This window comes from Shewanella nanhaiensis (assembly GCF_019457885.1).
GTDB lineage: Bacteria > Pseudomonadota > Gammaproteobacteria > Enterobacterales > Shewanellaceae > Shewanella > Shewanella nanhaiensis.
In genome coordinates, this window is record NZ_JAHZST010000003.1 from 126,430 (window position 1) to 140,624 (window position 14,195).

Annotated in this window: 10 protein-coding genes; 4 read left to right on the forward strand and 6 right to left on the reverse strand. The window is 45.5% G+C overall.

All coding sequences use genetic code 11. The annotated features are described in order from the left end of the window. The first annotated feature begins 35 nt into the window (after positions 1 to 35). The 3 genes from K0625_RS05115 to K0625_RS05125 all read left to right on the forward strand — a co-directional run bounded on the left by K0625_RS05115 (position 36) and on the right by K0625_RS05125 (position 3,038). On the forward strand, positions 36 to 1,079 hold the full coding sequence (locus tag K0625_RS05115; protein ID WP_220108686.1) for an NADP(H)-dependent aldo-keto reductase: 1,044 nt from the start codon (positions 36 to 38) through the stop codon (positions 1,077 to 1,079). A gap of 102 nt (positions 1,080 to 1,181) precedes the next feature. After that, complete coding sequence (locus K0625_RS05120) at positions 1,182 to 2,393, forward strand: cysteine desulfurase (RefSeq protein WP_220108970.1); 1,212 nt, start codon at positions 1,182 to 1,184, stop codon at positions 2,391 to 2,393. Positions 2,394 to 2,597: 204 nt separating this feature from the next. After that, the gene (locus tag K0625_RS05125) at positions 2,598 to 3,038 is read left to right on the forward strand and encodes a SufE family protein (RefSeq protein ID WP_220108687.1); all 441 of its coding nucleotides are present in this window, start codon (positions 2,598 to 2,600) and stop codon (positions 3,036 to 3,038) included. Positions 3,039 to 3,598: 560 nt separating this feature from the next. Here K0625_RS05125 and K0625_RS05130 read toward each other — a convergent pair. The 3 genes from K0625_RS05130 to K0625_RS05140 form a co-directional block, all read right to left on the reverse strand. After that, positions 3,599 to 4,642 carry a transposase gene (locus K0625_RS05130; RefSeq protein ID WP_220108688.1) on the reverse strand — a complete coding sequence of 348 codons (1,044 nt, stop codon included), beginning with the start codon at positions 4,640 to 4,642 and terminating at the stop codon, positions 3,599 to 3,601. Between the two features lie 1,001 nt (positions 4,643 to 5,643). Continuing rightward, positions 5,644 to 6,207, reverse strand: coding sequence for a hypothetical protein (locus K0625_RS05135; protein WP_220108689.1), 564 nt, complete (start codon positions 6,205 to 6,207; stop codon positions 5,644 to 5,646). Between the two features lie 68 nt (positions 6,208 to 6,275). After that, a complete protein-coding gene (locus K0625_RS05140) occupies positions 6,276 to 6,557 on the reverse strand; it encodes a hypothetical protein (RefSeq protein WP_220108690.1) in 282 nt (93 codons plus the stop codon). Positions 6,558 to 7,031: 474 nt separating this feature from the next. Here K0625_RS05140 and K0625_RS05145 point away from each other — a divergent pair, with 474 nt between their 5' ends. Further along, entirely contained in the window at positions 7,032 to 9,011 is a 1,980-nt protein-coding gene (locus K0625_RS05145) for a hypothetical protein (protein ID WP_220108691.1), read from the forward strand. A gap of 540 nt (positions 9,012 to 9,551) precedes the next feature. Here the strand turns inward: K0625_RS05145 and K0625_RS05150 are convergent. From K0625_RS05150 to K0625_RS05160, 3 genes are all read right to left on the reverse strand, one after another. Further along, a complete protein-coding gene (locus K0625_RS05150) occupies positions 9,552 to 10,664 on the reverse strand; it encodes a DUF5700 domain-containing putative Zn-dependent protease (protein ID WP_220108692.1) in 1,113 nt (370 codons plus the stop codon). Positions 10,665 to 11,221: 557 nt separating this feature from the next. Next, positions 11,222 to 13,123 carry a TRAP transporter permease gene (locus tag K0625_RS05155; RefSeq protein ID WP_220108693.1) on the reverse strand — a complete coding sequence of 634 codons (1,902 nt, stop codon included), beginning with the start codon at positions 13,121 to 13,123 and terminating at the stop codon, positions 11,222 to 11,224. Positions 13,124 to 13,241: 118 nt separating this feature from the next. Beyond that, positions 13,242 to 14,162 (reverse strand): TAXI family TRAP transporter solute-binding subunit, encoded by a 921-nt coding sequence (locus tag K0625_RS05160; protein WP_220108694.1) that lies wholly within the window; start codon positions 14,160 to 14,162, stop codon positions 13,242 to 13,244. Between the last annotated feature and the right edge of the window lie 33 nt (positions 14,163 to 14,195).

A 14,195-nucleotide genomic window follows, 5' to 3' on the forward strand; every position in this document is an offset into this window, starting at 1 on the left:
AGGAAAGGCATTCCTTAACACACAGTGGAGATCTTATGGAATATCGTCGACTACCACATTCCAACCTTGAAGTGAGCAAACTCTGTTTAGGCACCATGACTTGGGGTGAGCAGAACACCCAATCTGAAGCATTTTCCCAGCTTGACTACGCCATCGGCCAAGGCATCAATTTTATTGATACTGCCGAGATGTATCCAGTACCACCAAAAGCTGAAACACAAGGTGCCACCGAGCGCATCTTAGGCAATTATCTCAAGAAAACAGGCAATCGCGATAACTTAGTCATCGCCACTAAAATCGCAGCGCCAGGTGGAAAAGGTGATTATATACGCCCCAATATGGCCCTAGACTGGCGTAACCTCCATGAAGCGGTCGACTCCTCACTTGAGCGCTTACAAATAGATACCATAGATCTCTATCAGGTACACTGGCCCGACAGAAACACCAATTTTTTCGGCGAACTCTCCTACCAACAGATTGATGAGAATGAGAAACTCACTCCCATCATAGATACATTGGAAGCACTAGCCGCATTGCAAAAAGAGGGCAAGATCCGCTATATCGGCGTCTCGAACGAAACACCTTGGGGCTTAATGAAATACCTGCAACTTGCAGAGAAGCATAACCTCCCCCGCGTTGTCTCAGTACAGAACCCCTACAACTTGCTCAATCGCAGCTTTGAAGTGGGAATGGCCGAGATAAGCCACCGTGAAGAGGTGCCGCTACTTGCCTACTCTCCATTAGCATTCGGTGCACTTAGCGGTAAATATTTAGATGACCAATGGCCTGAAGGCGCGCGCCTGACCCTCTTTAAACGGTTTGCTCGTTATACAGGCTCACAAGTCGCTCTCGATGCCACCAAAGCCTATGTTGAGCTCGCCCGCGAGTTCAAGCTCAGCCCAGCGCAGATGTCATTGGCTTTTGTCAATTCTCGTAAATTTGTGGGTTCAAACATCATAGGAGCCACCAACCTTGAGCAGCTCAAAGAGAATATCGACAGCATCAACACCAGTATCTCACCTGAGTTGATGATACGACTCGATGAGTTAGCCCAGGTTTACCGCCTGCCCTGCCCATAAGCTAAACCCTAAGTTAAGGGCAAAAGCCACTTGCATTAGGCGATAAGATCTTTGATGATCTCATCGCCTTTTCTATTTTCAGCCAAATATCGGACCCAAACCATGGATTTTCACCACCTGCGCGCTCAATTTCCTACCTTAGAGCAGACTTTAGCTGGTTACCCACTGTGCTACCTAGATACCGCAGCCACCAGTCAAAAGCCTAAGCAAGTGCTCAACGCCATGGCCCGATACTATGAAAATGATAACGCTAACGTTCACCGTGCGGCGCACCAGCTTTCATCCCGTGCAACCAGTAACTATGAAGCAGTGCGCGATAACCTGTGCCAGTTTATTAAGGCTAAACAGCGTGAAGAGATCATCTTTACCCACGGCACCACAGAGTCGATAAACTTAGTTGCTTACGGCTTAACTGGGCAGATAAAATCAGGTGACCTCATCCTAATCGACACCGCCGCCCATCACGCCAATATCGTCCCTTGGCAGGAGCTGGCTAAACGCACTAGCGCCATCATTAAGCCAATCCCCTTAGACAGTGAGTGCCGTCTCGATGAGACCGCCTATAAGCTCCTACTGCAGGAAAACCCAGCCATTGTCGCCCTAAGCCATGTATCCAATGCCTTAGGTACGCTCAATCCGGTTAACAAGTTCGTTGCTCTTGCAAAAGAGGTAGGCGCCATCACCTTGGTCGATGGCGCCCAAGCTATCGCACATCTAGATATCGATGTCCAAGCAATAGGCTGTGATTTTTATGTCTTCTCTGGCCATAAAATGTATGGTCCCACAGGCGTAGGCGTGCTTTACGGGCGCTTTGATAGTCTGGACACTTTAATGCCACTGATGACTGGCGGAGAGATGATAAAGACAGTGAGTTTCGAAACCACCGAATTTAACCAGCTGCCCAACCGACTCGAACCCGGCACGCCGCCTATTGCAGAGGTGATAGGTTTAGGCGCCGCTATCGATTTTCTTAATGCGCTCCCAAGAGAGGTCATTGCCAAGCAGGAAGCTGAGCTACTCAGCTACCTACAAACTCAGCTGAAACAGCTAGGCGATATCACTCTCTATGGTGCCAACACCAGCAATATCGGCGCAGTGGCGTTTAATCTTGCCGATGAGCATCATCAAGATGTGGGCATACTGCTCGACCAGCAAGGCATTGCCGTTCGCAGCGGCCACCACTGCGCCATGCCGTTAATGCAAAGTTTGGGGCTCAAGGGGTGCTGTCGCGCCTCGCTGGGTGTATATACAAGTAAAGAGGATATCGATCGCTTTATCGAAGCTCTGGCATCGGTGAAAGAGATGTTGTTGTAAGAGAAGGTTCTAGGTAAAAAAGGTCCTAGGAAGAGAAGGTGCTAGGAAGGGCTAAGCCAAAAAAAATAGATTTTGTAGGTCGGCATTTATGCCGTCACAGGTTTGAAAGAAGATCCTAGGGAAAGCAGGAGCTAGGAAAGGCTAAGACGGCAAAGCCAAGCGCGGTTTTATTTTAATATAGTAAGCATTCAAATTAGGTCGAGTATGAGTCAAGTATCACAACCCTCACAGGAAACGTTTTTAGCCCTTAAGCTCGACAGCAGTGAGATACTGCCGCTGTTTGCGCAAGCCAGTAACTGGCAGGAGCGCTATCGTCAAATCATGTTGCTCGGCAAAGCGCTGCCAAAGCTTGATGAGGCCTTTCGGGTCGAATCGGCTCAGGTCAGAGGCTGCGAAAGCAGTGCTTGGCTCTATCACAGTGAAATCGCGGGCAAACACTACTTTGTCGCCGATAGCGACGCACGCATTGTAAAGGGACTGATTGGCCTGTTATTGGCCGCCTGTCATGGTAAAACCTCAGCTGAGATAGCAAGGTTTGATATAGAGGGGTATTTCGATATGTTAGGGCTAACGGGGCAGCTGAGTCCCTCACGGACTAATGGGTTGTTTGCCTTGGCTAAGGCGATTAAGGCTTTTTCTGTTTAATTTGGCAAACTTACCTAATAGTAAGTTTCAAATATTTTTGATTGGGTCATTGGGAAGGTTGAATGGGCAGTTATGCCCGATTTTTGATTCTGGACTTTAATCGTGCTTTCCTAACTTCGTTTGGATTAAGGTCGTGGTTTTTTGTAGCCTTAGTCAGCATTTGAAGTAGCAATGAAGGTGTGGCTCTTCTGTCTTTTCCAACCCTTTATAATCTAACCCTCCTATTTAGGCGACTAATCCTGCAGGCTGATGAGATACCTGTTTTGATTCTTTGTTGGCAGTAGGTGTTTTTGTATCTATTGCTTGCCGCAGGCTTATGCACTGTTACCTCAGTAGGACGCCATCAACTCATCCCTGAGGGCTCGACGATGACATCCGTGCCATCAACGCCTACTGTTGCAATAGTGCTCGGTATTTACCAAGCCTCATTGAATTCAAAGTATTGTGATTATCTCTGCAAACCATCTTTTGCTTTGAACAAAAGGGGCGGCTCAAAAGGCAGAAGGTGTGATTGTCCTGTCTTTTGTCTGTCTTTTACCTTTTTTCGGCTTCTCCTCATTTTATGGCGATGGATGAATTGCTTGGCTAGAAGCTTTGCCTTTGCACCATTTCCCACTCTGATGTTTCTTTTTAAATTTACACATTGCATCCCAACGGCCACTAACTCCGCTGTATTGACGACGAAACTCTCGTGTTGAGGTTAACCAGGCAGCTGATGAAATGCCTAATTCACAAAGTAACTTAGGGCGACTTGAGTCAATAAATCCTTTCTTATCATACCTAATTATTCTGCTTGTCCAATCAATGAGTTGTAGGTAATCAGAAAAGTGAAATGGAATACCGGATTGTGTTGTCTGATGAGTTGCACCATCGAATTCAGCAAGGGGCTTTAACCGCGCCACAGTGTTAGGCTCTGTTTTATCATCTACCGCTTTTAGCGCTTTTTCTTGAGTATTCCTAGCAGTACTTAGCTCAGCAATACGCTCTTGAATTGAGGTAAAATCAGAAGTTTGCAGCGAGTCCGCAATCCCCGCTCTAATGGGGTTTAAGTCCACATACATCATACATGCAAGAAGTGCTTGCTCATCAAGTAATGCTTGTGACTTAAAACGTCCCTCCCAGAAAGCGCCTTTACACTCATCTTCGCGATTGGCCTTTCGTGCAACCTCTTCATTGAGACAGCGCATAAACCAACTAATACTAGCTAAACGTTCCTGCCACTCAGCAATCAGTCCATCAAGTAGAATCTGCTCTCCCTCAATGAGTTCCTCACCTTTCATGTATTTAGTGGCAACCTCATGACCATGAAACAACCGCTGCCAGCGACTAATCACATCTCGATGACTTAATGCATTAACTTCATTCAAGTCAATTTTTAACACTAGATGATAGTGGTTACTCATCACCGCATAAGCACAAACATCAATACAAAATATGGAAGAGAGAACCTTGATTTTATCGACAATCCAGCCACGTCGATGTTCAAAACTCTTACCTGTCAGATCATCGCTACCGCAGAGGTAAGCCCTTCTCACACAACGATTAATTACGTGGTAGAAAGGCGTTGTTTCTGCATCAATCAATGTCCGGCGAGCTGAAGTCATAAATACTCCCCCATAAAAAACTAAGTCAAGATAACTAAAAGCTTAGTAAGGGATCACCGAGAAGACAAAAAGATATGGCTGTCCTGTCTTTTGTCTTTTGTTCTATCAACGCCTACTGTTGCAACAGTGCTCGGTATTTACCAAGCCCCATTGAATTGGAGGGAAGCTTGTTTGCCCTATGACCAAAAGCCTAAACGAATTAGTCCGTCATCCCGGCGATGCTTTTAGCCGGGATCCATTCTTTGCTTTAAGTAAATAAGCTTTCCAAACTTCGTTTGGATTAAGGTCGTGATTTTTTATAGCCTTAGTCGGCATTTGAAGTAGCAATGAAGGTATGGATCTTCTGTCTTTTCCAACCCTGAATAACCTGATCCTTCCCATATAGGTAAGCTACGTCCGCAGGCTGATGAGATATCTGTTTTGATTCTTTATTGGCAGCAGGTGTTTTTGTATCTATTGCTTGCCGCAGGCTTATGCACTGTTACCTCAGTAGAACGCCATCAACTCATCCCTGAGGGCTCGATGATGGCATCCGTGCCATCAACGCCTACTGTTGCAACAGTGCTCGGTATTTACCAAGCCTCATTGAATTGGAGGGAAGCTTGTTTGCCCTGTGACCAAAAGCCTAAACGAATTAGTCCGTCATCCCGGCGATGCTTTTAGCCGGGATCCATTCTTTGCTTTAAGTAAATAAGCTTTCCAAGCTTCGTTTGGATTAAGGTCGTGGGTTTTCAACCCACACCCGACCAAAAGGGGGAAAACGCCAGTCCCCCTTTTTCCCCTTTATAAATGAGAGTCCTCGACGCCCCGACGAAGTTATCTTCCTCAGTTCTTTCTTGAAAAAATAGCTAACGCTTTCGATGGGGAATCTGATGTGAATGGATTCACAAATGCCATGATGGCATGGATGCCAAGGAACGGCCATGTCACGGAAGGTCACAGCCACGTTTACACTGAGTTATGACAAGCAAAGTACCTCTTCGATTTTCGCATTAATCTAGTCAAGGAGTATTAGAGTATCCAACGAACCAGCCTGAAGATAACGGCATAGTAAAATCAATTTGGGTTTTCAGATCTCTATTCGGTTTAGCATGAATGTTAGGGCTATATTCATAGATGGTTTCAGGGTTATACAAGTATGTCATCTCTTGCCCTTCTCCCGTCATCCAGATAGACCATACATCAATATATAGTCGACACTTCTCAGATAATGTTCTAATCAATATCCCATCAAGATCTAAGTCAGCTAAAAGGTCATCAATTTTTTGCATGTCATTTTCAAACTCTTCTCCATATTTATTAAATGCAGACCACTTAAATTTATAATCCTTATCTGAATCAGCTGATTTAGCTTTCTGCTCTCTATCACTATAATCACCTACTTCATAGTACAGCGATTTAAAATCATGATTTAGTAAAGAGCACGATAGATTAGATAACTCTTCAAACTTAGATTGGTTTTCAACAAAGATGTCTAAAAGCTCTTTCTCTTGCACTTGTCTTGTACAAGCTGACACTAAAACAAACAATATTGTAAATATAAAAAGTTTAGCTTCCTGTCTCATTATCATTTAATTCCAATATTAATATTTCAACAAAAGATAGGGCTATCCTGATTATCTCTCTGTCTACCTTAATTGTTCAAGTCTGCCTGCCCTTGAAGGTTGTGTATGATTATTTCGGCTGTATCTTTGTTCCCTCCGTGCAGTTTAGAGAATAAGTCTCCCAAAACCACTGCCGAAAAATAGTCGTAATTAGCCAGTTCTGGGTTAGTGCTCACCAGTTCTGAACTGGCAGCTTGAACATGCTTCTCTATTACGGACTCAATTTCCTTCAACATCTTCCCCTGATATTGATCCAGAATTTCAGCTATATTGATGAGTTCAGCCTCTGTAAAATCTTGCTCTTGCTTCATGACCTACATTTCTCCTAACTAACTTCACTTGCCACAATTGGCTAGGTGCAATCTGTTATCTATACACCCCATAAAAATAAATCGATAACATAATAATTCGGTAAGGAAACCACAGTGAAAGCTCTCATGCTTAATCAGCATAGATTCGAAAGCCATAATCTCTTCCTCCATCTTTACCTCCGTGAAGGGCAGCGCTCAGTGGTAAAAGGTGCTCTTGCCTTTGCTCTTTCCTTAACTCGCAACGAAGCGCCCTAGAACCTCGAAGGCACGCAGTGCCGCCCTAGCAGGGCAAAGCCCGCCCTTCTCAGCTTCAAGTCCCCCACCACCAAAACACAACCTCGAACAAAAAATAGACAACTAAGAGTCGATATGGTAAATTGCATACATTATCCTATAAAATTAAATGCTAATTTCCTTTACATATTAATGATTATGTTTTCCATAAAAAGAAAATAATAAGGAGAAAATCTAGTTTTGAATATTCTAACTAATAGTTCATTTGTGTATTTCACCCTTCTTTTACTATTGCTCCCGTCAATTAGCCATGCTCAGAATGAACCGCCATGGGTTAGTACATTGAGCATAGATCGAAACATATTATTACCTACTGATCCTACAACCTTTTATGGTCTGGGTTACCTTGGTCGCAAAAAGCATTACACATATGATCGTAGAGCTGACTCTTGGGGAGTTATTTACGCATATATTTTTGACATGAAGTTTTCAGATGGCACCCAAACTCAAGCTTTTGTCAGTCCTGAGTTCGGGAATATTGTAGCTGCTCGTGCGCAAGCACAAAAATACGCTTTTTATCTAGGCCAGTTACCTAGAGCTATACGTGATGGTCTACTAAGAATCACTATCTTTGATGGTGACGCAAAGTGGGGAGGTCTCAAGGGGGAAATTCTGGTTCATACAGACCATGGAGCAAAATTAGAGAGAACTGGTATGTTTGAGGAAACATTGTTTCATGAGGCTATACATTCAGCTGTAGAACTAAATCACAAAAATAATCCAGTTTGGCATGCAGCACAAAAAGCCGATGGGATATCTATATCTAAGTATGGAAATGATTACCCTATACGAGAAGATTTCGCTGAAACGTTTTTAATGTATTTTCTATCAAGATACGTACCAGACAGGGTACCTCCATCAATTTTAGAAAAAGTTAATAACTTAATTCCAAACAGGTTAAAATACCTTGATAATCAGAATCTTAATCTAAGCCCATATATGCCTAATACTCGTTCTCGAGCTGCTACCATAGTTTCTCATACTCCTGAAGCCGATATCGAAGGTAAAAGCGTGACCTTTTCGTGGAATCAACCTCATGGAGTTTACGCATATCAATTGAATGTAGGAACCGATGAAATCGGTTCTAATACTATTCTCTCCAGTGAAGTGTTAGATGTAAATCAACTTTTCGTTGAAGGCCTTCCTGATGACCATAAAACTTTATATGTGAGATTGTGGTCAGCCAGTATAGCCGATGGGTGGGTATATCGAGATTACCGCTTTACCTCACCGACCCTAGACTCTAACAGGACTACGGCTAGCATAATCTATCCAAAGAAGAATGGCGCTGTATTTAACGGTGTTCGAGAAGCTTTCTATTGGGATAACCCCAAAGACGCGACACATTACGATCTACTCCTTGGCTCCTACCCTGGTGGTAACGATATTCTTTCTTCAGATGTGCAGGAAAAATCTATTTATACATTCCAACATAAAGCAACTGAAGGTTTACCCAGTGATGGTCGAAATGTCTATGCCCGGCTTTGGACCCACACAGACTCTTGGAATTACAAAGACTTTGTTTATAAAGCATTAAATGACCCTGACGCAGTAAGCATGCTTTCACCTCTTGATGGTACTCAACTAGACTCATCGAGTGTTGTATTTGATTTTGTAAAGCCACACGTTGATAAGGATTATTTTTATGATCTCATTGTGGGTACTAATGGTGTGCACTCTAATAATATCCGCGCCTCATCTATCACTCAGGATGAGTCTTTATTGATAGAAGGTTTACCTATTGATGGTAGAACTGTATATGCAACCTTATGGACAAAAAAAGGCAACAACCCTTGGATGCACAAGTTATACACTTACAAAGCAGCCAACGGTATTACAACGAGAGTAGCAATAAATAGCGACTCTAGTGGCTCTCAGTCACAACTAGAATCCTCTAACGTGTTATTCGAATGGGATAAACCAGATGAAAAGCAAGAAAATGATTTATATTTATACGACCTGATTGTAGGTACGGAGGGGAAGTTCTCTTCGAATATTCGATCTTCTTCCACCACCACTAACCAGTTGGCTTTAGTGAAAAGTTTACCTACGAATGGTAGCACTATATACGTAACTCTTTGGACAAAAATTGGTGATAATCCTTGGAGAAGCAAGCAATATACCTACCAGACAACCGAAAGTGTTTCTGCTACTAAGTAATCAAGGATATGCAAACACAGTTACGCAGAATAAACCCAAAGTAGGGTAACGTTCTCGCAGGCACGCAGTACCGTCCTCGCAAGGCGAAGCCCGCCCTTCTCCACTTTCCAAGATAAAAACTATTCACCACGGAGTACACAGAGGAGCACGGAAAAGATCAAGAGAGAGTGGACCCCGGAACAAGCCCGGGATGACGGCAATGCCAAACTCTCAGTTTGCTTTACAGCTCGGCTTTTTCTAGCAGCGAAGCGCCCTCGCAGTGAGCTTGCGAACGCCCTCGTAGGCACATCGTGCCGCCCTAGCAGGGCAAAGCCCGACCTTCTTAGCTTTTACTGTCAGCGCAGCGTTCCTGTAGCCGCAGGCTATTCCGTGAGCAACGCGCTCTGTACTCAAATGAGTCGCCAGCGACGTTCGTCTCAGTTTTTTCTAGCAGCGTAGCGCTCTAGCAGTGAGCTTGCGAACGTCCTAGCAGTGAGCTTGCGAACGTCCTAGCAGGGCGAAGCCCGTCCTTCTCCGCTTTCCAAGATAAAAGCGATTCACCTACAACTTAGATAGATGCTCATAATGCTGCAAAACTCGCTCTGAAAAAATCGGCTGCTTAGTATTTAACTTAGTCACAGCTTGGTTATAAACAGCAAATAGCTTCCTGGGTTGGCTAATGGTTTGGGTTAGTTCCGATTGTAGATCAGCCTTTACTATGGTTTGAGCCATATACCAGCCAACTGTGTGTCCCCAATAAGGCAGTGCTTGCTGAAACACCATAAAATCTGTCTCTTCACTTGAATCAAGCGCGGCTAGCATCAAATTATTCAGCTTAATGATGTTCGCTGGAACTGATTGCATCTCTAGTCTAAATGCCGATTTTATCTCGGCATCAAATGGCGATTCAGCCTCAAGGAAATGGTGTTTATCCATTAGGTTGGCGATCCCCTCTTTTTGAATATGGTACAGGGCCCGCTCAAAAGGATCGTCCCTATTGAGCAGAGGCTCAGGGTAGAGTGAATCATAAAAGAAATGATGCAGTTCGTGAGCTGCTAGTTCATAGGGCGCCTGTTGATCTGACAGGTAAGCGATATAGGGGTCCAGCACTACGCCCATCGAAGCGGCGTGGGCATTTTGGCCAAACAGACCAAAGGTAAAGCTAACTGGAAAGCGATTAGCATCGAACTCAGGCAGTTGAGTTTTCGCAAGCTCAGTGGCATTTCCTGCCGCGCGATTTTCCACTAGCCACTGCTGATATTTAGGTAACCAACTTAACTCCTCTACCGCATTTCGCAGATGCTGAGCCTCAAACCTCTCTCCACTTGGCAGCCCTTCAAACTCACCGTTCATACTCGGCTTAAATGCATGGTTAAAACGTGACTTTAGCGCCTTGGGGGTTAAGCCTGAAATCGCAAAAATAAGTTGATAAGCTTGCAGGCTAAACAGCTCATCCCACTGCTGCTCTGAAGGTGTCTTATCTCGCTTAAGCTCCTCAATTAACTTAAGCCCAGCCTCCACGGCGGTGAAATCATACTGTTTATCTCGAATCACAGGTTTATCTTGAGTAGCAGGTGCTTTACTCTCAAGCTCACCAGACTGAGCCGATACTGAATTTATCGACAGGATTAAGATACAAAAAACAGATAACAAACCACTGACTAGATACTTCATAATCTCCCTTAAAAACTCTTACGTTAAATTCATTTTTAACCGTTATTTTGAGCCTATCACTCTCATGCACTGACTAGTGCTAATTCAATATCACCTAGGTGAAGCTAAGTGATATTTAAGTGAATCCCTATGTTATAAGCGATTTAGCCGCCCTTCATTACTTACCAAGACAAAAGCTATTCACCACGGAGGACACGGAGACCACGGAGAAGCTCAACAACATCTATCTCTTGAACTTATCGAAGCGCAGCGCCCTCGCAGTGAGCCTGCGAACGCCCTAGCAGGGCAAAGCCCGCCTTCCAAGCTTAAAAACAATGGATCCCGGAACAAGCCCGGGATGACGGCAATGGCAAATACTCAGTTTTGCTTTTACTGTCAGCGAAGCATTCCTGTAGCCGCAGGCTATTCCGTAAGTAACGCGTTCCGTACTCAAATGAGTCGCCCGCGACGTTCGTCTCAGCTTTTTCTAGCAGCGAAGCGCCCTCGCAGTGAGCTTGCGAACGTCCTCGAAGGCACGCAGTGCCGCCCTAGCAGGGCAAAGCCCGCCCTTCTATGCTTTACCGAGTTCTCCACTGCACAGCAATCAAACCCGCTAACAGTAATATTCCAATAGCCCCAGCCCCAAATGGATTAAGTAAAATAAGCGGTACAGTCATAAAGGCAACGCCTCTCTCAACATTCGATAAACGCCGCAGAAGATAGCCCTCGATAGAGACTGCAATCGCAACAATAATTGCCGTTGTTTGGGCGATGGCAAAAGCAAACTCGAACACACTCGCCTCAGGATTAAGCAGATCCGTATAGGCCATCATGATGGGGATAATAAACAGGCCACCAGCAAGTTTGAACGCCTCTATCGAGGATTTCATGGGGTTAGCGTTGGCGACACCCGCCCCTGCAAACGCCGCAAGTGCAATAGGCGGCGTGACATTGGAGGTTTGCGATAGCCAGAACACAATAAGATGAGCGGTTAATAGCGGCAGTCCAAAATCACCCAGCATGGGCACCGCCATCACAGCGAGCACGATATAGGCCGCGGTCACGGGTAATCCCATCCCCAATATCAGCGCCACAATACTGATAAGCCCCAGCGCTACTAGCATGTAGCCACCGGAAAACTCCATCACAAACTGAGTGAACTGCAAGCCTATGCCGGTTTGTCCTACCACGCCGACAATAATCCCCGCCGCGCCGCAGGCCACCGAGATAGGCAGCGCCATCAGCGCGCCATTTTTCATCCCAAGCATAAACTTAGTGAGCCCAATACGGCTGTGTTTACGCAGTGCTGCCGTCACTATGATAGCGGCGCAGCCTGCAACCCCAACAAGCAGTGGTGAATAAGCCATCATCAATAGTGTTGTGATTAACGCCAGCGGAATCAGGTGGTGTGCGCCCTGTTTCATCACAGCCAAAACTGCTTCGGTGCGACTCACCGCTTGCAAATTCAACTTGCACGCCATCAAGTGCACGTAGAGTAAGGTGCAGAAGAAGTAGAGGATCGCAGGTGCGATAGAGGCCAGCATGATCTCGCTATAGGGAACGCCGGTAAACTGCGCCATCACAAATGCACCCGCGCCCATGATGGGCGGCATGATCTGCCCACCTGTCGAGGCCGACGCTTCAATCCCCGCCGCTTGCTCAGGTTTATAGCCTAACTTCTTCATCATGGGGATGGTCACTGAGCCTGTGGTCACCGTATTGGCGATAGCAGAACCTGAGATAGAGCCAAGCCCAGCCGAGGCTAGCACTGCCGCTTTAGCTGGACCGCCGCGATATTTACCCGCAATGGAAAACGCTAAATCGATAAAGAACTTACCCGCCCCAGTCACCTCTAAAAAGGCGCCAAATAGCACAAAGATAAACACAGTCGTTGCCGCGATCCCTAGTGCAGATCCAAATACGCCATTGGCCGAATAGATCTGGAACTGGATCAACTCCTGTAGCGAATAGGACTTAGTTGCAAAGCCGCTTGGCAGTAGATCGCCAAAGGCGCTATAGGAGAGAAATATCGAAGCAATCAATACCATCACCCAGCCGACAGTGCGGCGACAGCCCTCCATCAACAATGCTAGTAATAGACAACCTGCAACAAGATCTTCAGTCCCTAAGCCATAAAGAAGGTGGTCGATATCGTTATAATCAAATATCGACATTCGATAGGCGGCAAACAGGGTTAATCCACAAAGCGCCAGATCGAACACTCTTCCAGGCAGATAGAAGCGGCTCTGCTGCTGTTTAACTAAAGGGTAGTGGAGAAAAATAAGCACTAGCACCCAGCTTAGGTGCACAGGCCTGAAATAGGTTGCGGAGATGGTCGAGGTGATCCCCTGCCAGATCTGAAACGCCGACAGCGCCACCGCCATCATTAAGATCAGATAACCCAATAGCGTGATCACATGGGATTTAGTCCCCGTTAAATCGGGATCGCTCACAGGAAACAGTACTGAACGAGGAGCCATCTTTTTATCCTCTTATTTTTGTTGTTTTTGTTGTTTTTGTTATCTAAGTGGAGAGCGCTAAAATATAGAAGAGCAATAGCGCAAAGTTGACGCCTAAACGTCAACTTTGCTCATTTTTTTATAATGAATCTAAGTACTTTTGCGCACCCGCATGCAGTGGTACACCTTCGAGGCGATTAGCGTTCGCCGGCGTCGTCATCTCAGCGGCCTTCACCACTTTGCGTACCTGATCGATATTCTCAAATGCTGATTTCGTTAGGTTATAGGCCATCTCATCACTCATCTTGGCATTCACCACCAATACATTCCAAACACTCAATGTTGGTACTGCTGCCACATGATTGTAGGTGTCAGCTGGAATGGTGTAACTGCTGTAAGCGGGGAAGGCTTCAATAAAGGCGGCACTCTCCTTTGCAGAGATAGGTAAGATATTCACCTTATGGGTTAACGCTATCTGGGTAACGGCGCCAACACCTTGACCGCCAACGATAAAGCCCGCATCAATCTGGCCATTCGCTAACGCATTGGTGGTTTCAGAGTAGTTAAGGTATACAGCATCAATGTCCTTTTTCACATCAATACCGATAGACTCAAGCAGAGCCGTCGACGTAACCGCAGTGCCACTGGCAGGCGCGCCTAATGAGATACGCTTACCTTTAAGATCTGCCAGCGAGGTAATGCCTGATTTCTCTAAAGTTAGGGCATGAACCAAGTTAGGGTACAGGGCAAACAGGGTTTTTACGGGTAGCTTGCCCTTAAACTTCCCCTCGCCCTTGTAAGCATCTAACACCACATTGCCCATGGCGATACCCGCAATCATATCACCACGTACCACCTTAATGGTGTTCTCCACCGACGCGGCAGTCACCTCTGCTTTAACATTGACATCGGGCACCTGCTCAGACCACACCTTAGCTAACGCACCACCAAATGGGTAGTAAACCCCACTCTGCCCACCTGTTCCAATAGAGTAATTTTCGGCACTGACAACTGACGAAAAAGCAAACAGCAGTGTGAGTGCAAACATGCGATTAAACATAGGTTTCCCCTTAAGGTGTAGGATATTTTCTTA

Bases quoted from the DNA above. Each gene is read 5' to 3' on its own strand.
- K0625_RS05115 (WP_220108686.1), top strand. From the start codon at position 36: ATGGAATATCGTCGACTACCACATTCCAACCTTGAAGTGAGCAAACTC.
- K0625_RS05120 (WP_220108970.1), top strand. From the start codon at position 1,182: ATGGATTTTCACCACCTGCGCGCTCAATTTCCTACCTTAGAGCAGACT.
- K0625_RS05125 (WP_220108687.1), top strand. From the start codon at position 2,598: ATGAGTCAAGTATCACAACCCTCACAGGAAACGTTTTTAGCCCTTAAG.
- K0625_RS05130 (WP_220108688.1), bottom strand. From the start codon at position 4,642: ATGACTTCAGCTCGCCGGACATTGATTGATGCAGAAACAACGCCTTTC.
- K0625_RS05135 (WP_220108689.1), bottom strand. From the start codon at position 6,207: ATGAGACAGGAAGCTAAACTTTTTATATTTACAATATTGTTTGTTTTA.
- K0625_RS05140 (WP_220108690.1), bottom strand. From the start codon at position 6,557: ATGAAGCAAGAGCAAGATTTTACAGAGGCTGAACTCATCAATATAGCT.
- K0625_RS05150 (WP_220108692.1), bottom strand. From the start codon at position 10,664: ATGAAGTATCTAGTCAGTGGTTTGTTATCTGTTTTTTGTATCTTAATC.
- K0625_RS05155 (WP_220108693.1), bottom strand. From the start codon at position 13,123: ATGGCTCCTCGTTCAGTACTGTTTCCTGTGAGCGATCCCGATTTAACG.
- K0625_RS05160 (WP_220108694.1), bottom strand. From the start codon at position 14,162: ATGTTTAATCGCATGTTTGCACTCACACTGCTGTTTGCTTTTTCGTCA.